Here is a 19,461-nt window from a genome sequence, read left to right as displayed (position 1 = left end):
ATGGAACTGGCGGTGGAAGCCAGGGCGCTGGGCAAGCGCTACGGGCGCACCTGGGCGCTGCGCGACTGCGCGCTGGAGGTGCCTGCCGGGCGGATCGCCGCGCTGGTCGGCCCGAACGGCGCGGGCAAGACCACGCTGCTGCACCTGGCCGTCGGGCTGCTGGAACCCGACGCGGGCGAAGTGCGCGTTTTCGGGCGGGAGCCGCGGTCCGCGCTGGCGGACGTCGGGTTCGTCGCGCAGGACACCCCGCTCTACCGCGACTTCACCGCGGCGGAACTGGTCACCATGGGCGGCAAGCTCAACCGCCGCCGCTGGGACGCCGCGCTGGCCCGCGACCGGCTGGCCGCGCTCGGCATCCCGCCCGGCAAACCGGTGGGGAAGCTCTCCGGCGGGCAACGCGCCCAGGTCGCACTGGCACTGGCGCTGGCCAAACGGCCGCGGCTGCTGCTGCTCGACGAGCCCATCGCCAGCCTGGACCCGCTCGCGCGCCGCGAGTTCATGCAGACGCTGATGGGTGCGGTGGCCGAAAGCGAGACGACCGTGCTGCTGTCCTCGCACCTGCTCGCCGACCTGGAACGCAGCTGCGACCACGTGATCGTCCTGCAGCGGTCCGAGGTCCGGCTGGCGGCCTCGGTCGACGAACTGCTCGCCGGCTTCTGCACGCTCACCGGCCCGCGGGCCGGCAGCGAATCCATCGCCGGGGTGGCCGAGGTGGTCCGCGCGAGCCACTCCGAGCGCCAGTCGACGCTGCTGGTCCGCCGCGGCGACGGCCCGATCGATCCACTGTGGACGGAGTACCGGGTGACCCTGGAGGACGTGGTGCTGGCGCACCTGGCCGACCCCGAGACCCGCGTCCCGGCGTCCGCGTGGGGGGTGCCGGCATGATCTGGCTGGTCTGGCGGCAACACCGCAAGCAGGCGCTGTTCACCCTCGCCGCACTGGTCGCGCTCGCCGCGGTCATGGTGCCCACGGGCCTTTCGATGCACGCGAAGTACGACAGTCTCGGCCTCGGCGCCTGCCGGTCCGCGCTCGGCAGTGCGTCGCTGATCACGCAGACGGAGGCGGCTTCGCGTTGTGAAAGCCTCGGCCACCAGTTCCAGCAGGAGTTCGGTGGGATGGTGTTCATCGCCGTGCTGTTCGTGGTCCTGCCGGTGCTGGTCGGCGTGTTCTTCGGCGCGCCGCTGGTGGCCCGCGAGGTCGAGCAGGGCACCCACCGTCTGGTGTGGACACAGGGGGTGACCCGGCTGCAGTGGGCGCTGGCCAAGTTCGGCCTCGTCGGGGCGATGACCACGGTGCTGGCGATCGGGTACGCGCTGGGCGTGTCCTGGTGGTTCGCGCCGCTGGTCGGCGCGAGCACCGGACGGCTGACCTACCTCTCCTTCGACGTCCAGGGGATCGTCCCGGTCGCCTACACGCTGTTCGCGCTGGCGCTGGGTGTCTTCGCCGGGACATTCTGGCGGAAGCTCGTGCCGGCCATGGGGCTGGCGCTGGTCGGGTTCGTGGCCGTCCGCGTCGCGGTCGAGGTGCTCGCCCGCCCGCGGTACCTGCCCGCGCAGAGCCTCACCTTCGCCCCCGGCGGCGGGCTGACGCCGAACCCGGCGTCCGGCAACTGGGTGATGGACGTCGGTGTCCGCAACGCGGCCGGGGACCTGGTCCTGCCGAACGCCCAGCTGGGCCCGTGCCCGCCCGGCGGCTGTGCCGACGCCGCGGCCGGGCCCGGCGCCCAGAACTGGATGCTGTACCAGCCGGGTGACCGGTTCTGGCTCTTCCAGGGCATCGAAACCGGGATCTTCGTGTTCCTGGCGGCGATCTTGGTGCTCCTCGCGCTCCGCCGGGTGCGCACGATCGCCTGACCGCACACCGCTCCCGGCGGTCACCCGCAGTCCGGCGGCCGATCGGGTGATCTGCCGGGCCAAGCGGGCGAACCCGCTCCGGACCGTCGGTGCCGGGTCGTAAGGTCGCACCCGGTGAGGGAGCACAACGGTTCGGCCGAGGGGCGCGCGGGGGATCCGGAACCGTGGCGGGTTTGCCTGGTGAACTCGTCGGGCCGGGCACTGGGCGCCGGGATGCTGCTGGGCGAATCCACGGTGCTCACCTGCGCGCACGTCGTGCAGGCCGCGGGGGAGGAAGCGCTTGCGGGCGCGCACGTGCTGGTGCGGTTCGTGGGTCTCGACGGCATGCCGGAGACGCTCGCCACCGTGCGGCCCGGCTGCTGGGTGCCGCCGGCGGAAGACGGCCGCGGCGACATCGCGCTGCTGGAGCTCGCCGAAGCCTTTCCGCACGTGCCCGGCGCTCCGCTGGTGCGCCTGGGCGCGGTGCGCGACCGCGTGGTCCACACCTACGGCTTCCCGGCACCGCACCGCTACGGCGTCTGGGTCAACAACGCCGAGCTGGCCGGTCCGGCCGGGGCCGGCGGGGAGTGGATCCAGCTGAACTCGCCGCTGCCCGGCGAGCGCGTCCGGCGCGGGTTCAGCGGCGCGGGCGTGATCGACAAGGCGACCGGTGCGGTGCTCGGCATGGTGGTCACCGAGTACACCGACGAACGCGCCGGGCTCGCCTACCTGATCCCGGTCGAGGTGATCGTCCGGCACGTGCCGGACGTCGCCCGCTGGGTGGGCGAGCCGCCGCGGCCGTCGGCCGGCCCGCTGATCGTCGTGATCGGCGATCGCGACTCCGCGGTGCGGGACGGCTTCCTGGCCCAGGTGCGGCGCGAACGCCGGGGATCCCGGGTGGCGGGCGAACGGCTCGCCGCCATCGTGGACGCGACCGGCAAGACCACCGGCGAAGTGGCCGAGCACGTCAGCGCCGGCATCAGCACCGGAGAGGTGCTCACCGTGCTGGAGACCAACCCGGAGGACGTCGCGGTGGCGGTGACCGGCGTCGAAGACGCGCGGGCGCCGGAGGAGGTGCTCACCGACGTGGTGCGGCCGCTGGTGGACAAGGGTGCCACCGTGCTGGTCCAGTTCAGCGGGCCGGACTCGCCCGGCGTGCGGCTGGCCCGGCGCTGGGAGAGCGAGCGGAACGCGCGGCGGCTGGCCCGGCTGGCGCTGCTGGTCGACATGGTGGAGCACGAGGAGGACCGCACCCGGGAACGGGCCGCGCGGCTGGGCTCGCGCGTGGCGGTGCCGGGCAGTTCCGCGGACCTGCGCCTGCGGCTGGCGGCGCTGCGTTCGGCGGGCGAACGGATCGAACCGGGCCGCGTCCGGCGGGCACTGGCGGCGACCGAACGCGACGCCGAAGCGGCCCGGTGGGCGCTGGTCCGGTTGTACGCCGAGCTCGACGCGCTGGCCGCCCGGCACGACGAGCTGCACGGACGGTTGCGCGGCTACAACGCCAAGGCGACCGACGCGGGCCTGATGGAGGACGAGGAACTGGCGCAGCTGTACCGGCCGGCCATGGCGGCGCTGACCACGCGGCCGGACGACCCGGAGGCCGCGGCCGAACCGGTCGAGCGCTACGTGCGCGCGGTCCGCCGCCGGCTGGAGGGCGCGTGACGGCGGATACGGTGTGGTGCCACGGCCGTCCGGTCGGGCCGATCGGGTTCTGCGAGGTGTGCGGCCGCCGCCGGGTGCCCGCCGAGCCGCCTGCCACGTCGGTGCCTGCGCCGGAAAGCACGCGGCGCAGTGGCGAAATCGGGCGCAGTGTCGAACTGTGGAGCGGCGAGGCGGACTTCCAGTCGCTGCCCGCGATCGAGGTGCCGGACCCGGAGAAGCTCGTTCTCGCCGACCCGGACTACCCGGAGCAGCACCGGTTCTGCGGCCACTGCGGGGAGCCCGTCGGCCGCGCCTACGCCGGCGAACCCGCGTTCGCCGAAGGGTTCTGCGAGCACTGCGGCGAGCGCTTTTCCTTCCTGCCCAAGCTGCACCGCGGCGAGCGGATCGGCGATCGCTACGACGTCCTCGGCTGTTTCGCCCGTGGCGGGCTCGGCTGGGTGTACCTGGCCGCCGACACCGCGCTGGGCGGCCAGCACGTGGCGCTCAAAGGCGTGATCAACAGCGGCAACGCCGTCTTGCGCGCGATGGCGCGGGTCGAACGGGACGTGCTGGTCCGGCTCGACCACCCGAACATCGTGCGCGTCAACGACTTCGTCGAGCACCCGGCACCCGGCGGCGGCGAACCGGACACCTACCTGGTGATGGAGTACGTCGGCGGGCGGTCGCTGCGCGACCTGCTGAAGCAGGGGCCGCCGCCGCGGGTGGAGCACGTGATCGTCTACGGCCGGGCCATCCTCGGCGCCCTGGACTACCTCCACGGCGAAGGCCTGCTCTACTGCGACATGAAGCCGGAGAACGTGATCCACGGCGACAAGCGGGTCAAGGTCATCGACCTCGGCGCCGCCCGCTCGATCGAGGACCCGGCCGGCCCGAGCGTCGGCACCGAGGGGTTCCAGGCTCCCGCGCACGAGCTCGCCCGGCACGGCCTGACCGTCCGCTCGGACCTGCACACCGTGGGCCGGACGCTGCAGGTGCTGCTCGAGGCCGCGGGCGAGGACATCGACCCCGATCGGGTCGCCGGCGGCCTCGACTCGCTGCACCGGGTGCTCGAACGCGCGGTCGCGCCGTTCGAGCGGCGGTTCGCCACCGCGTCCGAAATGGCCGAACAGCTCGACGGCGTGCGCCGGGAAATCCTTTCGCTGCGCGACGAACGGCCGCGGCCGGTGCCGTCGGCGCTGTTCGAGGACACCGCGGAGCTGCTCGACGACGGCCTCGGTGCGGTACCCGGCCTCGACCTCTGGGTCGGTGGCGGAGGTGCTGCCGGGCCACTGGACTTCGGGTTGCCGTCCGCCGCCGACGGCGCGGGACGGCTGCCGATCCCGCGGGTCGCCCCGGACGACGCCGCGGCGGAGTTCATCGCCATCGCGGGCGCGCCGGGGCCGCACCGCTGGCTGGGCAAGCTCGAGATGTTCGGCGAGCCCTCGGTCGAGATCGCGTTCGCCCGGACGCGTGCGCAGGTCGCGCTGGGGGATTCCGACGCCGCGGCCGCGGCCCTGTCCGAGGCCGAACAGCTGCTCGGCGCCGAGGCCGCGCGCGACTGGCGGGCGGCCTGGCACCACGGGCTGCTGGCGCTGGCCCGCGACGACGCCGAGCAGGCGGCGGCCGCGTTCGACCGGGTGCACCGCGCCTGGCCCGGCGAGCTCGCGCCGAAGCTGGCGCTCGGGTTCTGCGCCGAACTGCGGGGGCAGACCGAGCGGGCCGAGCGCTGCTACCGCTCGGTGTGGCACCGCGACCACGGCCAGGTCAGCGCCGCCTTCGGCCTGGCCCGCTGCTCCCTGCGCACGCACGGCCGGGACACCGCGGTCGCCCTGCTCGACGCCGTGCCGCCGATCTCGCGCCACTACGACGCCGCCCGGATCGCCGCCGTGCGGATCCGCGCCGGCCGCCTGCCGTCCGGGCCGCCGGGGCGGGACGACTTCGCCGACGCGGCCCGGCGGCTGCCCGAGCTCTACCTCGACCGCGAGGCCCAGGACCGGCTGGAGGCGCTGGTCCGCGAGGCCGCGCTGGCCGGGCTGACCGAGCCGGGCGGTACCGACGGCTGGAATGGCGGCGAGCTGCTCGGCGAGCGCGTCACCGAGCGCGGCCTGCGATCGCTGCTGGAGCAGTCCCTGCGCCGGCTCGCCGAGCGGGCCCGAGACCGGAACTCCCACGGCGTGCTGGTCGATCTCGCGAACTCCGTCCGGCCGAAGACGAGAAGGTGATCGGATGCCCGACCCGTCGTTCACCCTCCAGCTGAGCCAGAACAAGTACCTGGCCCCGAGCGACGACCGGATGGACGTCGTGCTCACCGTGCGGGTGGGCGACGCCGGCGTGCCCGCGGCCGGGCCGCCGCCGACCGCCGAGCTGCTGCTCGTCGACTGCTCCAGCTCGATGGACTGGCCGCCGACGAAGATCGAGGCCGCGCGGCACGCCTGCCGGGCGGCCATCGGCTCGCTGCGCGACGGCGTCTGGTTCGGGGTGGTCGAGTGCACCGGGCGCGCCCGGCTCGTCTACCCGTCGGAGCCGCCGCTGGCGGTGGCAGGCGAGCGGACCCGGCACGAGGCGAAGGCCGCGGCCGCCGAGCTGATCGCCGGCGGCGGCACGGCGATGAGCACGTGGCTGGACCTGGCCCTGGACGTGTTCCGGAAGACGCCGGCCGCCATCCGGCACGCCGTGCTGCTCACCGACGGCAAGAACGAATCCGACCGCGCGGGGGCCCTGGAGGCGGCGGTCGAGCGCTGCCGGGGCGAATTCGCCTGTGACGCCAGGGGAATCGGCGACGACTGGGAACCGCGGGACCTGCAGCGGATCGCGTCGGTGCTGCGCGGCAGCGCGGACGCCGTCCTGGAGGACGCCGAGCTGGCGGGGGACTTCCGGCGCCTGGTCGAGCGGGCGATGGGCCGGACGGTGCCGGACCTGCGGCTGCGGCTGACCACCATGCCCTACAGCCGGCTGCGGTTCGTCAAGCAGGTCTTCCCGACCGAGGTCGAACTGACGGCCCAGTGCCACACCGAGGGGAGCGCGATCGAGCTGCCCACCGGCGCGTGGGGCGAGGAGCTGCGCGAGTACCACCTCTGCCTCGACGTCGAACCGGGGGAGCTCACGCGGTACGAGGACCGGTTGCTGGGCACCGTCACCCTGGTCGCCGGCGAGCCGGTCGGCGAGCAGCTGGCCGTCGTGGGCTACCTGACCGAAGACCTCGCGCTGTCGAGCGTGCCGGACGACAACGTCGCCCGCGTCACCGGGCAGGCCGAGCTGGGACGCGCGGTCCGGGCGGGCTGGGACGCGTTCGAGCGCGACGACCGGGTGACGGCGGCGGCCGAGTGGGGGACCGCGGTCCGGCTGGCGACCGAGCTGGGCAACGCGGAGGTCCTCAAGCGCCTTGGCCGGCTGATCGACGTGGCCGACGACGGGACGGTCGCGATCAAGGACGGCGTGCGCCCGCGGGACGGCTTCTCCCTCGTGCTCGGCTCGACCATCTCCGCCTACACCGGTGCGCCGGTACCCGCCGCCGCCCCGCCGGCGGCCGACGGCGCGCCGCGGGAGTGCGTCCACTGTGGACACAAGGCGCGGCCGACGGCGAAGCGGTGCGGGCACTGCGGCGAACCGTTCGAGGCGGGAGCGCCGTCGTGACCGCGATCAGCACCACCCGGCAGACCCTCTGGTGGCTGCGGCTCGCGCTGGTGGCGGGCAGCGTGCTGGTGCTGGGTACGGCGCTGGCGACCTTCCTCGGCGTGCGGGCCAGCATCGCCGAGGTGCGCGAGCGGACCGCACCCGCGGTGCTCGAGGTGTCGCTGGCCAAAGGGGCGATCGTGGCCGCGCACAGCGCCGCGATGGCCGCCTTCGAACGCGAGCAGGTGCAGCTCACCGGCCCGAGCGAGCAGTACGAAGACCGGATCGCCCTGGCCAGCCAGCAGCTCGCCCAGGTCGCCGAGCACAACGCGGCCGGCGAACCGGGCAGCCGGACGCTCCAGCTGATCGAAGGACTGCTGCCGGCCTACAACAGCGTCATCGGCCAGGCCGACGCCCACTTCCGGGAGGAGGACGGCCGCGCGCTCGCCGCGAGCAACCTGCTGTCGGCGTCGGACCTGCTGACCGCGCCCGAGAACGGCATCCTGGCCCGGCTCGACGCGCTCGAAGCCGCCCAGCGGGCCGCGCTCGACGACCAGCTGGACGCCGACTGGCTGGACCCGGCGATCACCCTGCTCTGGGCGCTGCCGCTGGTCCTCCTGCTCGGCACCTTGGCCTGGACGCAGCGGTTCCTCGCCCGGAGGTTCCGGCGGACGGTCAACACCGCGCTGCTGGCCGCCACCGCGGCCGGCGTGCTGCTCGGTGCGGGAACCGCGCTGCTGCTGGGCATCCAGTCGGACGCGCGGGACAGCGGCGCCGCGCTGGAGCGGACCGTCGACGCGCAGTCCACCGCCACCGCGGCGGCCGCCGCCGGAGCCCGGTCGGCGCTCGCCAGGGTGCTGACCGCCCAGTGCGGGCCGGGCGGAGCGGCCGCGTGCGGCGACACCGTGGCCGCGTTCGCCGCCGCGGCGACCACGCCGCCCGGTGCCCCGGTGGAGCCGCCCGCCGAGGTCGACGAAGCCGCGCTGCTCGGGCCCGGCCTCACCGAACCGGACTGGACCGGGGTGCTCGGCTACGGGATTCCCGTGCTGGCCGCCGGGATCGGCGTCCTGGCGGTGGGCGGCCTGCAGCCCCGGCTCGACGAGTACCGGTTCCGCGCGAGGAGGCAGCCGTGAACCGCGGCGCCGCCCTGGTGCTGGCCGTCGTCCTCCTGCTGTCCGGGTGCTCCGCCGGGAGCGGCACGGAGGCGGTGACGGTGCTGGGGCCGTGGACCGGCGACGAGCAGACGGCGTTCCAGCAGGTCCTCGACGGGTTCACCCGGGCCACCGGGATTCCCGTGCGCTACCAGGGCACCCGCGCGCAGAACCAGGTGCTGCGCGGTGACCTGCAGCAGGGCACCCCGCCCGACGTGGCGGTGCTGTCGAACCCGGCCGAACTCGCGGGCTACGCGCGTTCCGGCGACCTCAAGCCGCTGGACGCCGTCCTCGGCGTGGAGGCCGCCACGGCCTACAGCCCGTCGTGGCGGAAACTGCAGCAGCTCGGCGGCAAAACCGGGTACGCGGTCGCGGTGAAGGCCGACCTGAAGAGCATCGTCTGGTACACGCCGAAGTCGTTCCCCGGGCCGGTACCGTCCACCTGGGACCAGCTGGTGGCGGCTTCGCAGCGGCTCACCGCGGCCGGGCAGCGGCCGTGGTGCCTCGGCATGGGTGCCCCGCCGAACTCCGGCTTCCCGGGCACGGACTGGCTGGAGGACATCCTGCTGCACCGCGCCGGGCCGCGGGTCTACAGCGACTGGACGGCGGGCAGGCTGGCCTGGACCGACCCGGCGATGGTCGACGCGTGGCAGAGCTGGGGCACGCTGGTCCTGGCGCCGGGCGCGGTCCGCGGCGGGACCACGGCGGCGCTGCTCACGTCCTTCGCCGACGCCGGCCGCGCCATGTTCGCCGACCCGCCCGGATGCGCCATGGAGCACCTCGGCTCGTTCGCGATCGGCGGGTACACCGCGCTCCGGCGGCCGGGCGAGCCACCGGCGCCCGACCGGGACTTCCGGTTCTTCCCGTTCCCCGGCGCGGGCGACACCGGGCCGTCCGAGGTCTCGGCCGACCTCGCGGGGATGTTCCGCGACACCCCGGCGGCGCGCCGGCTCATGGTCTACCTGGCCGGGGAGGAGGGCCAGCGGGTCTGGCCGTCCGGCGGGACGACGTTCTCGGTGCACCAGCGACTGGTCGGACAGGACGTCTACCGCAGTGACGTGACCCGGCGGATCGCGACGACCCTCGCCGGCGGCACCGACCTGTGCTTCGACGCATCCGACCTGATGCCGTCGGCGATGACCAGCGCGTTCTACCAGGCGGTGCTGGAGTACCTGGCGCGTCCCGGCCGGCTGCCCACCCTCCTCGGGCAGCTGGAGCAGGTGCGCCGGGGGATCGGCCGGGAGCAGTGGCTCGACCTGCCGTGCTGACGGCGAAACCTTGGCAGAGAAGGAGATCCGGTGCAGGAGTTCGTGCGGTTCCCGCTGGCCGACGGCGGCTCGGTGGTCGTCGAGGTCGAAGGGGAACCGGGCTTGGAACAGGCGTCGGTGCCGTCGGGGGTGCTCCGCAAGGCGACCACGACCTTCGAGCACGCACTGAGCGAGGTCCGCGCGGCCGCGTCCGCCGCGCTGGCGCAGTTCCGCGACCTGGGCCCGGACGAGGTCGAGCTCAAGTTCGGCGTCAAGCTCGACGCCCAGGCCGGCGCGGTGATCGCGCGGACCGGCCTGCAGGGTCAGTTCGAGGTCAAGCTCAAGTGGCTGCGCGACGGGGGTGCTGCCCCGGCCGGGGAAGCGGCCGAAGAGCCCGAAGGGTGAGGTTTTACGGCTTGTAGCCGACGATCCCGGCGACGCACCGGGCCGAGTCGCTGAGCGGCGTCAGCCGGGGCCCGTCCGGCCACCACTCGTCGCAGACGGCCATGCCGGGTTCCGAGGTCGCGTTGGGCTGGACGATTTCGAGGCCGTCCATCATGGCCTCGATCTCGGCGCGGGTGCGGAACCGGCCGGCGCCGAGCGGGCCGGAGACCAGGATCTGCTCGATGCGCTTGGCGATCGCGGTCAGCTCCGGCACCTCGGGGTCGAAGAAGTGCGAGAGCACCACATAGGAGCCGGACGGCAGCGCGTCGATGTACTCGCGCATGATGTCGAAGACGCCGTCGCCCTCGTAATGGTGCATGGTGCCGACCTGCAGCAGCGCGACCGGCGCGGTGAAGTCGACGTGCGTCACCACTTCGGGGTTCCCCAGGACGTCCTGCGGCTTGAAGATGTCCGCCTCGACCATGTGCGTGAAGTCGTTCTCGACGAGCAGCGCGCGGCCGTGCGCCAGGACCACCGGGTCGTTGTCGACGTAGACGACGGTGTTGTCCTTGTCGATGCGCTGCACGATCTGGTGGGTGTTCTCGGCCGTCGGCAGCCCGGAGCCGCAGTCGAGGTACTGGCTGATCTTCGTCTGGTTCGCCAGCATCCGCAGCGCGCGGTTGTGGAAGCCGCGGTTGCCGCGGGCGATGTCGACCGCTTCCGGGACCGCCGTGCGGATCTTCTCCATCACCACGCGGTCGACTTCGTAGAAGTTGTTGCCGCCGAGGAACCCGTCGTAGATCCGCGCGATGCTCGGCCGGGTGGGGTCGACCCCCACCGGCGTCTGGCTCGGGGACAGCGCGGACGGGGTGTCGGACATGACGACCTCGCAGGACTTCGGCGAACGAGACTGTGGGCCACCCAGCGTAGTAGCTCGGGTCCGCGGGGTGAACCCGAGGTGGCCCGTCAGCCGCTCGGGCGGAGCCGCTGGTCCGGGATGTCGCCGGCGCCCAGGTCGCGTTCGCGGCGCAGCCGCTCGAGGTGCTGGTCGATCCGCCGGTCGAGGTCGCGCGCGGCCTCGGACAGATCCGTCAGGTCGCGACGGGATCCCGCACGCCCGACGGCGGCCGCGGTGTCCCTTTCGTCCCCTGCCCTGTCCACTTGCCGGCACCTCCCGGATCGGCTTCGGCCCCCTGCTCACCGCGTTACTGCCCCATCGGGTGCTTGCCAAAACCCCGTCCGGCGTGAGCCGTGGCACGCCGGTGGCCTGCGGCCGTCCGGTTGACCTTCCGGAAAAGCCCTTGGTGACAATTTTGACCAGGTGGTAGAAATTGGGGGAGCCGCGGCGGACGGCCGCCACGGGGAAGTGGAGGAGCCGGTGATGAGCGTGCCTTCCGTGCAGCTGTATTCGGTCCGCGACGCCTTCGCGGCCGATCCCGCCGACACCCTGCGGCGGCTGGCCGCGATCGGCTTCACGCAGGTCGAGCCGTACGGCGTCCTCGAGAACGCCGAGGCGCTGCGTGCCGGTCTGCCCGCCAACGGCCTGACCGCCCCGACCGCGCACGCGCAGCTGCTCGGCGCCGACCAGGGAGCGGTCTTCGCCGCCGCGGCCGAGCTGGGCATCGGGCTGGTGATCGACCCGTACGTGCCGGCCGAGCGGTGGCAGGACCCGGCCGACATCGCGGCCACGGCGGAGGCGCTCAACGCGGCCGCCAAGCTCGCGGCCGAGCACGGCGTCCGCGCCGGCTACCACAACCACTGGTGGGAACTGCAGTCCCGGATCGACGGCCGCAGCGCGCTGGAGGTGTTCGCCGACCAGCTCGACCCCGAAGTCGCGCTGGAGGTCGACACCTACTGGGCCACCGCGGGCGGCGAGGACGCGCCCGCGCTGCTGCGGCGGCTCGGCGACCGGGTGCGGGCCGTCCACGTCAAGGACGGCGGGCTCGCCACCGACGCCACCGGCCAGGTCCCGGCCGGCCAGGGCCGGGTGCCGGTCGCCGAAGTGCTCGCCGCCGCGCCGGACGCGCTGCGCGTGGTCGAGTTCGACGCGTTCGACGGCGACCTCTTCGAGGCCCTCGCCGCCAGCCACGCCTTCCTGACCGGCGCGGACCGATGACCGGCGGGCCGGTCGGCGTCGGCATCATCGGCACCGGCGTCATCAGCGGCACCTACCTGCAGAACCTGACCGCGTTCCCGGACGTCCGGGTGGTGCGGGTCGCCGACCTCGACGGCGAGCGCGCGGCGGCGCGGGCGGCCGAGTACGGCGTGGCGCACTCGGGCACGGTCGCCGAGCTGCTGGCCGACCCGGACGTCGAGCTCGTCGTGAACCTGACCGTCCCGGCCGCGCACGTCGAAGTCGGGCTGGCCGCCCTCGAAGCGGGCAAGCACGTGTGGACCGAGAAGCCGCTCGCCCTGGACCGCCAGACCGGTCGCAAGCTGCTCGACCGCGCCCGGGAGAAGAACCTGCGCCTGGCGAGCGCGCCCGACACCGTGCTCGGCGCCGCGCTGCAGACCGCGCGGCGGGCCGTCGACGCGGGCCGGATCGGCCGTCCCCTGACCGCGCTGGCGCTGTTCCAGGTGCCGGGCCCGGAACGCTGGCACCCGGCGCCGGAGTTCTACTACCAGCCCGGCGGCGGGCCGCTGCTCGACATGGGTCCGTACTACCTGACCGCGCTGGTCCACCTGCTCGGCCCGATCCGGCGCGTCACCGGGGCCGGCGGGCGGGCGCGCGACACCCGGGTCGTCGGCTCCGGGCCGCGGGCGGGCACGGAGTTCCCGGTGTCGGTGACGACGACGGTCACCGCGCTCGTCGAGTTCGCAAGCGCTTCCGCGCAGCTCGTGCTGAGCTTCGACTCGGCGCTCGCGCGGCCCGCGCTGGCCGAACTGACCGGCACGCTCGGCACCGCCGTGCTGCCGGACCCCAACCGCTTCGACGAGCCGACCCGGCTGCACCTGCTCGACCGGGACGAACCGGAAGAGCTGGCCGCACAGGGGCATCCGGCCTCGCGCGGCACCGGGGTGCTGGAACTGGCGCGGGCCATCCGGGCCGGCGTGCCGGAACGCGCGTCCGGCGAGCTGGCCTACCACGTGCTCGACGCGATGCTGGCCATCGAGGAATCCATGACGCGCGGGCAGAGCGTGGAGGTCGCGAGCACCACCGACGTCCCGCCGCTGCTGCCCGCGGGCTGGGACCCGTACGCGAAGACCCTCTAGAGCGGGACGGTGAGCAGGTTCTGCAGGTAGAAGCGCAGCGAACCGATCAGGTCGACGTCGCCGGGGACGGTCAGCCACTGCACCTGCAGGCCGTCCATCAGCGCGATGAACGTCAGCGCGGCCATCGTCGGCTCGACACCTTCGCGCAGCTCGCCGCGGGCGGCGAGGGCGGCGAACGACTCGTGCACGCCGGCGCGCGCGGCCCGGTAGTGGCGCACGAAGTACTCGTGCGCCGGGTGGTCCGGGGCGACCGCTTCGGCGGCCAGCCGCGAGTAGAGGTCGACGATCCCGGGGTGGCGGACGTTGTGCTCGGCGAGCGCGACGAAGTGGCGGAGGACTTCGAGGCCGGGCGGCACGGTCAGCTGCTCGCGCTCGGAGTCGTCGGCGTCCCGGCGTTCGAGCACGGCGGCGAGCAGGGCTTCCTTGGTGGGGAAGTAGTAGAGGAGGCCGGCGTGGGAGATCCCGACGCGCTTGGCGATCTCGCGCAGCGACGAGCCGTGGTAGCCGAGTTCGCCGTAGGCCGCGGCCGCCGCGGTGATGATGTCCTCGCGGCGGATCCGGCCCTTCAGGTAGCCCCCGGTCACGGGGTCGCGGTGGTCTCGGCGTGCATCCGACCATCATGCCGCAGTGCTCGCTCGCACAAGTCGCGTGAGCGAATGAACAAACCGGTTGTGCGAACGCGCGAGAATTGCGAACATCACGGCGTGAAGAGCGCGGAGCGGCAGCGGGTCATCGTGGAGCGGCTGCGCGACGCCGATCAGGTGGGCGTCGCCGAGCTGGCCGAAGCGACCGGCGCGTCCGAGATGACGGTCCGCCGCGACCTCGACCTCCTGGCGGCCCGTGGTGTGCTCCGCCGGGTGCACGGTGGTGCGGTCCCGGCGTCGCCGACCGGGGTCGAAGCGCCGTTCGCGGCCCGCGCGACGGCCGGGATCGCGGCGAAGCGGGCCATCGCCGCGGCGGCCGCCGAGTTGATCCGCGACGGCGAGACGGTCGTCCTCGACAGCGGCACGACGGCGCTGGAGCTCGCGCGGCTGCTGCGCGGGCGTCCGGTCACCGTGATGCCGCTGTCCCTGCACGCGGCCCGCGAACTGGCCGAGGCACCCGGCGTCCGGCTGCTGCTGCCGGGTGGCGAAGCGCGGCCGGGGGAGCAGGCCCTGGCCGGCCCGCTGACGCTGGCGTCGCTGCGGGCCCTGCGGTTCGACGTCGCCGTGCTCAGCCCCTGCGGGATCGGTGCCGACTCCGGGCTCACCGCCTTCGACCTGGACGACGCCGAGGTCAAGCGGACCGCCCTCGACGTCGCGGCGCGGGCGATCGTGCTCGCCGACGGCGCCAAGTGGGGCAGGCCCGCACTCGCCTGCGTCTGTCCCGCCGACCGCGCCGACGTGGTGATCACCGACCCCGGCGCCCCCGAAGACCAGCGCGCCGCGCTGACCGAGCGCGGCGTGCTCGTGCACGTCGCCGTCCCCGCACTGGAGAGCCGATGACCGCCCCGCCCCGCCCGCGCGCCGCCCGGTTCGCGACCTTCATGTTCTTCGGCCTCAACGGGTTCGCGATGGGCATGTGGGTGGTGCACATCCCGAACGTCGAGCGCGCGACCGGCATCTCGCACAGCACGCTGGGCGCGCTGCTGCTCGTGCTCGGCGGCGCCGCGTTCGTCGGCATGCAGGTGGCGGGCCCGCTCGTCGACCGGCTCGGGCACCGGCGGCTCGTGCCGGCCGCCGGGGTCCTGCTCGGGCTCGCGGTGTGCGGGCCCGGGTTCGCGAACTCGTGGTGGGCACTGGGCCTGGCGCTGGCCTTCTTCGGCTTGGGCAACGGCGCGATCGACGTCGGGATGAACGCGCACGCGGTGGTGGTGGAGCGGGCCTACCCGCGCCCGATCATGGCGGCGTTCCACGCGATGTGGTCGATCGGCGGCGCGATCGCCGCGGTCATCGGCGCGGCGACGCTCGGCGCGGGCGTGCCCACCGGCGTCACCCTCACCGGCACGGGCCTGCTGTGCGTGCTGCTTTCCCTGCTGTCCGCGCGGTTCCTGATGGAGCCGTCCGCCGCGCCTGCTCCGGAGGAGCCGTCCACGTCCGAGCCCGCCGTCTCGCGGCGGCCCCCTGGCCGCACGGTCTGGCTGCTCGGCCTGCTGGCGCTCGCGCTGATGCTGTCGGAGGGCGTCGCGAACGACTGGGCCGCGCTGCACATGGAGAAGGTGCTCGGCACTTCGGCGTCCACCGCGGCGCTGGCGTACGGCGCGTTCGCGGTGGCGATGACGACCGGCCGCTTCCTGACCGACCGCGTCGCGGCCTGGGCCGGCCCGGCGGCGATCGTCCGCTACGGGGCGATCCTGGCGGCGGTGGGCCTGACGACGGCCGCGGCGGCACCCTGGGTCCCGGTGTCCCTGGTGGGCTGGGCGCTGTTCGGCCTCGGCCTGTCGGGCGGCGTCCCCCAGCTGTTCACCGCGGCGGGCAACCTGGACACGCGCGCGTCGGGGGCGTTGATGGCCCGGGTGGTCGGTCTCGGTTACGTCGGGCTGCTGGCGGGTCCGGCGCTGATCGGCGGGCTGACCCGGTGGATGCCGCTGAACGTGACCTTCGCGGTGCCGGTGGTGCTGTGCGTGCTCGCGGCGGTGTTCGCCCGGGTGCTGAGCCCGAAGCCGGAACCGGTGGAGCAGCCCGTCGGGTGCTAGCGGTGGTGGGCGACGGTCTCGTGCGCCCGCTCCGCCCCGGTGGCCGGCTCGGTGTGCACGACCACCGCGGTCAGCCGCGGGATCGTGTGCACCAGCCGGTGTTCCACCTCGTGCGCCAGCGCGTGCGCGGCCTCGACGGTCAGCTCCGCCGCCACGGTCACGGCCAGCTCGGCGCGCAGGTGGTGCCCGATCCAGCGCATTCGGAGGTCGCGGGCGCCGAGCACCCCGTCGACGTCACGGGCCGTCCGCTCGGCCAGCTCGACCGACGCCGGGTCCACCGCGTCCAGCAGCCGCCGGAAGACCTCTTTCGCCGTGTCGCGCAGGACGAACAGGATCGCGACGGTGATGCCGAGCCCGACCATCGGGTCGGCCGCCGGGAAGCCGAAGAAGACGCCGGCCGCACCGGCGACGACCGCCAGTGACGTGAAGCCGTCCGTGCGGGCGTGCACGCCGTCGGCGACCAGCGCGGCCGAGCCGATCTCACGGCCGACCTCGATCCGGTACCGCGCGACGAGTTCGTTGCCGGCGAAGCCGATCACCCCGGCCACGGCGACCACCCACGGGTGCGTGACCGGGTGCGGGTCGAGCAGCCGCACGACCGATTCGTACCCGGCCACCGCCGCCGAAGCCGCGACGACGAGCACGACGACCACGCCGGCGAGGTCCTCGGCGCGCCCGAGCCCGTAGGTGTACCGGCGGGTCGCGGCCCGCCTGCCGAGCAGGAAGGCCACCCCGAGCGGGACGGCGGTCAGCGCGTCGGCGAAGTTGTGGATGGTGTCGCCCAGCAGCGCCACGGACCCGGTGACCAGCACGAGCACCAGCTGCGCGACGGCGGTGACCGCCAGCGCGGCGAAGGACCACCCGAGCGCGCGCAGGCCGCGCCGGCTGGTTTCGAGGGCGTGGTCGACGCGGTCGGCGCTGTCGTGGGTGTGCGGCCGCCACTTCGCGTGGCGATGCCCGTGTCCGTGTCCCGGCATGGGATCAGTCTATCTGCGCAGGCACGCAGATACGCAAGTAGTAAGGTAACGTCATGCACGCGTCGCTGCCGGAGTTCGACATGCCGACCGAAGAGCAGGTCCACCTGGCCGCGGAGTCGTTCCGCCTGCTGGCCGATCCCACCCGGATCAAGGTGCTCTGGGCCCTGCTGCAGGGCGAATCCTCGGTGGCCTGCTTGGCGGAACTGGCGGGCGCGGCCCCGACGGCGGTCAGCCAGCACCTGGCGAAGCTGCGCCTGGCGGGCTTGGTGAAGGGCCGCCGCGAGGGCACGTTCGTGTACTACTCGGCGGCGGACGACCACGTCCGCCGCCTGCTGGCCCAGGCGCTGCACCACGCGGACCACGTGGACCGCGACATCCAGCCGGGCGAGCACGCCCACCACCCGCGGTCTAGCTGATCGGCTCCTGCAGCTCCGTCACCCAGCCTGCCGGGTCCTCCGGGCAGTCCAGGTAGACCTCCCGCTGCGGCCCGGCCGACCGGTGGCCGTGGTCGTCGAGCCAGCGCACCACCGCCTGCCAGCTCGGCAGGACTCCGTCGATCGGGCCGGGGTGGACCAGGGTGGCCGCGCGGGTGGCCGGCAGGTCCGCCACCTCCAGCCCGTTGAGGTCGCCGTCGCCCGGCGACGCCGGGACTGCGGCGTGCACCACCACCTCGTCCTCCGCGCGCTGCTCGTAGTAGCAGGTCAGCCGTCCGGTGGGGGTGACGTCCGCGTCGGGGAGGCGGCGGCCGAGCTCCGCGCACAGCGGGTGGACGACCGGGCCGATCGCCTCGGGCGCGAACCCCGCCGCGATGCCGGTCAGCTCCACCACGCGCACGGCGGGCAGCTCCTTCACGACGATGTCGTGCGCGGGTGGCCGTCCGTCCTGCTCGATCGTCCGCAGCCGGGCTTCGACCCGGGCCAGCCGGGCCGCGCCGTCGGCCAGTGCGGCCTCCAGCTCCGCGCGGCGCAGGGCCAGCATGCCGCGCACCTGCTCGACCGGGACCTCCTCCGCCAGCAGCGTGGCCACCTGCTCCAGCGTGAACCCGAGGTCCTTCAGCGCGACGATCCGGTTCAGCCGCGCGAGCTGGGCCGCCGTGTAGCTGCGGTAGCCGGTCGCGGGGTCGACGCGCGCCGGGCGCAGCAGCCCGAGCGCGTCGTAGTGGCGCAGCATCCGGACCGACACCCGGCCGTGGCGGGCGAAGTCACCGATCGAGAACACGGCCCGATCCTGCCCCAGGCGGGACGAACCCGCCGATGACGTCTTCGGCGAGCTCCGCGAACGTGATCGCGGTGTCGTCCTCGTGCGCGGGCCCGACCACCTGCAGCCCGGCCGGCCGCGTCCCGCCGAGCGGGGCGCTGAGCGCCGGCAACCCGGGCAGCGACGCCTGCGCGATCCAGAACACCTGGTCGTCGTAGCGGTCCCGACTGTCGTGGGGCAGCGCCGTGGTGAACACCGTCGGGCAGAGGAAGACGTCGACGCCGGTCAGGTACCGGCCCCACGCGACGGCCGAGGCCGCCCGCCGCCGTTCCTGCTCGGCGGTCCCGGCCGGCTCGCGTCCCTCCTGGCCGGTGAAGAACAGCTCCACCTGGAAGCCGAACGCTTCCGCCTGGGCCGCCGGGTCGACGTCCGGCGGCCAGCCCTCGCGGACCCGCACCCCGGCGCGGGCCAACGCGTCGACGGCGTCCGACAGCGCCGCGCCGACCTCGCCGGTCACCGGGCAGGCCGGGTCGTCGAGCACGACGCCGACGCGGAAGTCCGCGAGCCGGGAGTGCCGCGCGGGCCGCAGCGGGCCGCCGGTGACGCGCAGGGCGAGCCGGAGGTCGGCCGCCGAGCGGGCCAGCGGGCCGGCCGCCGAAGGGAATTCCCGGGCGAGGGTGGCCGGCGGCCCAGGCGGCTGGAACCCGCGCAGCGGCACGGTTCCCGGCGTCGGCTTGAGGCCGTGGACACCGCAGTGCGCGGCCGGGATCCGGATCGATCCGGCCAGGTCGGAGCCGTATTCGAGGTACGTCAGGCCGTCGGCGAGCGCGGCCGCGGCGCCGCCGCTCGAGCCGCCCGGCGTCCGGGTGTGGTCGCGCGGGTTGAGCGTCCGCCCGTGGAGCGGGTTTTCGGTCCGGCCGAAGTCCGCGAGCAGGTGGTGGACGTTCGACTTGCCCACGATGACGGCGCCCGCCGCGCGCAGCCGCGCCACGACCGCCGCGTCCTCGTCCGCGACGCAGTCCGCGAACGCCGGCTCGCCCCACGTCGTGGGCAGGCCCCGCACGGCGAAGGCGTCCTTGACCGTCATCGGGACGCCGTGCAGCGGCCCGACGCCGTCGCCGCGCGCCACGGCCCGGTCGGCTTCCGCGGCGGCCTCGAGGGCGGCGTCGCGGCAGGTCGCGATGACGGCGTTGACGGGGGAGGCGTCGATGCGGGCGAAGAGCTCTTCGGTCAGCTCACGGGCCGAGAGCTCGCCGCGGCGGAGGCGAGCGGCCACGTCGGTCGCGGTGCGGAAAGGCGTCATGGGTACCGGATAGCGCCTGACACGGTGTCAGAGTCAACGGCGGCGGGTAACCCGGACGTGATCGCCGCCCGAACCGCGGGCGGCGCAGCGGCGGAGGGAACACCCATGTCGACCGCACCCCCGTTACCGCCCGAACCGGTGGTCCCGGACACCGACCCGCCACCGGAGCCCCTGGTCCCGGAGCCCGGCGGAGTGCCCGTACCGGATCCGCTGCCGCCGGAATCGGAGCC

19 protein-coding genes are annotated in these 19,461 nt (G+C 74.4%); 13 read left to right on the top strand and 6 right to left on the bottom strand.

Translation table 11 applies throughout. The features are described from left to right. The 8 genes from ABZX11_RS19240 (at position 1) to ABZX11_RS19205 (ending at position 9,888) form a co-directional block, all read left to right on the top strand. Entirely contained in the window at positions 1–885 is an 885-nt protein-coding gene (locus tag ABZX11_RS19240) for an ABC transporter ATP-binding protein (protein WP_176171137.1), read from the top strand. Then, the gene (locus ABZX11_RS19235; RefSeq protein ID WP_354914559.1) at positions 882–1,853 is read left to right on the top strand and encodes an ABC transporter permease subunit; all 972 of its coding nucleotides are present in this window, start codon (positions 882–884) and stop codon (positions 1,851–1,853) included. Before ABZX11_RS19240 ends, ABZX11_RS19235 begins: the two co-directional genes overlap by 4 nt. Positions 1,854–1,967: 114 nt before the next feature. Further along, complete coding sequence (locus ABZX11_RS19230) at positions 1,968–3,494, top strand: trypsin-like peptidase domain-containing protein (protein WP_354914557.1); 1,527 nt, start codon at positions 1,968–1,970, stop codon at positions 3,492–3,494. Continuing rightward, positions 3,491–5,695, top strand: a complete 2,205-nt coding sequence (locus ABZX11_RS19225) for a tetratricopeptide repeat protein (protein ID WP_354914555.1) — start codon at positions 3,491–3,493, stop codon at positions 5,693–5,695. The genes ABZX11_RS19230 and ABZX11_RS19225 overlap by 4 nt, the downstream gene beginning before the upstream one ends. 4 nt (positions 5,696–5,699) lie before the next feature. Beyond that, entirely contained in the window at positions 5,700–7,106 is a 1,407-nt protein-coding gene (locus ABZX11_RS19220; RefSeq protein WP_354914553.1) for a VWA domain-containing protein, read from the top strand. Next, positions 7,103–8,218 (top strand): hypothetical protein, encoded by a 1,116-nt coding sequence (locus ABZX11_RS19215; RefSeq protein ID WP_354914551.1) that lies wholly within the window; start codon positions 7,103–7,105, stop codon positions 8,216–8,218. The genes ABZX11_RS19220 and ABZX11_RS19215 overlap by 4 nt, the downstream gene beginning before the upstream one ends. Continuing rightward, complete coding sequence (locus ABZX11_RS19210; protein WP_354914549.1) at positions 8,215–9,504, top strand: extracellular solute-binding protein; 1,290 nt, start codon at positions 8,215–8,217, stop codon at positions 9,502–9,504. The genes ABZX11_RS19215 and ABZX11_RS19210 overlap by 4 nt, the downstream gene beginning before the upstream one ends. A gap of 30 nt (positions 9,505–9,534) precedes the next feature. Then, entirely contained in the window at positions 9,535–9,888 is a 354-nt protein-coding gene (locus ABZX11_RS19205; protein ID WP_354914547.1) for a CU044_2847 family protein, read from the top strand. A gap of 4 nt (positions 9,889–9,892) precedes the next feature. Here the strand turns inward: ABZX11_RS19205 and ABZX11_RS19200 are convergent, their stop codons facing one another. Next, positions 9,893–10,747, bottom strand: coding sequence for an SAM-dependent methyltransferase (locus tag ABZX11_RS19200; RefSeq protein ID WP_354914545.1), 855 nt, complete (start codon positions 10,745–10,747; stop codon positions 9,893–9,895). 86 nt (positions 10,748–10,833) lie between these two features. Then, on the bottom strand, positions 10,834–11,028 hold the full coding sequence (locus ABZX11_RS19195) for a hypothetical protein (protein WP_176171128.1): 195 nt from the start codon (positions 11,026–11,028) through the stop codon (positions 10,834–10,836). A gap of 220 nt (positions 11,029–11,248) precedes the next feature. On the opposite strand from ABZX11_RS19195, the gene ABZX11_RS19190 reads away from it, so the two are divergent. Then, positions 11,249–11,983 (top strand): TIM barrel protein, encoded by a 735-nt coding sequence (locus tag ABZX11_RS19190; protein ID WP_176171127.1) that lies wholly within the window; start codon positions 11,249–11,251, stop codon positions 11,981–11,983. Continuing rightward, entirely contained in the window at positions 11,980–13,080 is a 1,101-nt protein-coding gene (locus ABZX11_RS19185) for a Gfo/Idh/MocA family oxidoreductase (protein ID WP_176171126.1), read from the top strand. Before ABZX11_RS19190 ends, ABZX11_RS19185 begins: the two co-directional genes overlap by 4 nt. On the opposite strand, the gene ABZX11_RS19180 is transcribed toward ABZX11_RS19185, so the two are convergent. Further along, positions 13,077–13,664, bottom strand: coding sequence for a TetR/AcrR family transcriptional regulator (locus tag ABZX11_RS19180; protein ID WP_176171125.1), 588 nt, complete (start codon positions 13,662–13,664; stop codon positions 13,077–13,079). The genes ABZX11_RS19185 and ABZX11_RS19180 overlap by 4 nt on opposite strands. Positions 13,665–13,784: 120 nt before the next feature. On the opposite strand from ABZX11_RS19180, the gene ABZX11_RS19175 reads away from it, so the two are divergent. Together ABZX11_RS19175 and ABZX11_RS19170 are read left to right on the top strand one after the other, a co-directional pair. Beyond that, a complete protein-coding gene (locus ABZX11_RS19175) occupies positions 13,785–14,564 on the top strand; it encodes a DeoR/GlpR family DNA-binding transcription regulator (RefSeq protein ID WP_176171124.1) in 780 nt (259 codons plus the stop codon). Then, on the top strand, positions 14,561–15,754 hold the full coding sequence (locus ABZX11_RS19170) for an MFS transporter (protein ID WP_354914541.1): 1,194 nt from the start codon (positions 14,561–14,563) through the stop codon (positions 15,752–15,754). The genes ABZX11_RS19175 and ABZX11_RS19170 overlap by 4 nt, the downstream gene beginning before the upstream one ends. Here the strand turns inward: ABZX11_RS19170 and ABZX11_RS19165 are convergent. Next, positions 15,751–16,731 carry a cation diffusion facilitator family transporter gene (locus tag ABZX11_RS19165; RefSeq protein WP_354914539.1) on the bottom strand — a complete coding sequence of 327 codons (981 nt, stop codon included), beginning with the start codon at positions 16,729–16,731 and terminating at the stop codon, positions 15,751–15,753. The genes ABZX11_RS19170 and ABZX11_RS19165 overlap by 4 nt on opposite strands. A 53-nt stretch (positions 16,732–16,784) precedes the next feature. On the opposite strand from ABZX11_RS19165, the gene ABZX11_RS19160 reads away from it, so the two are divergent. Next, the gene (locus ABZX11_RS19160) at positions 16,785–17,147 is read left to right on the top strand and encodes a metalloregulator ArsR/SmtB family transcription factor (protein ID WP_354914537.1); all 363 of its coding nucleotides are present in this window, start codon (positions 16,785–16,787) and stop codon (positions 17,145–17,147) included. Here ABZX11_RS19160 and ABZX11_RS19155 read toward each other — a convergent pair. Together ABZX11_RS19155 and ABZX11_RS19150 are read right to left on the bottom strand one after the other, a co-directional pair. Continuing rightward, positions 17,140–17,949, bottom strand: a complete 810-nt coding sequence (locus tag ABZX11_RS19155; protein ID WP_354914535.1) for a MerR family transcriptional regulator — start codon at positions 17,947–17,949, stop codon at positions 17,140–17,142. The genes ABZX11_RS19160 and ABZX11_RS19155 overlap by 8 nt on opposite strands. Beyond that, positions 17,933–19,231 carry an amidase family protein gene (locus ABZX11_RS19150; protein WP_354914533.1) on the bottom strand — a complete coding sequence of 433 codons (1,299 nt, stop codon included), beginning with the start codon at positions 19,229–19,231 and terminating at the stop codon, positions 17,933–17,935. The genes ABZX11_RS19155 and ABZX11_RS19150 overlap by 17 nt, the downstream gene beginning before the upstream one ends. Positions 19,232–19,461 lie beyond the last annotated feature (230 nt).

The sequence above is a fragment of the Amycolatopsis sp. NPDC004169 genome, assembly GCF_040610315.1.
Taxonomy (GTDB): Bacteria; Actinomycetota; Actinomycetes; order Mycobacteriales; family Pseudonocardiaceae; genus Amycolatopsis.
Note: the sequence above shows the minus strand (reverse complement) of the source record. Positions and strands in the feature narration are given on the sequence as shown.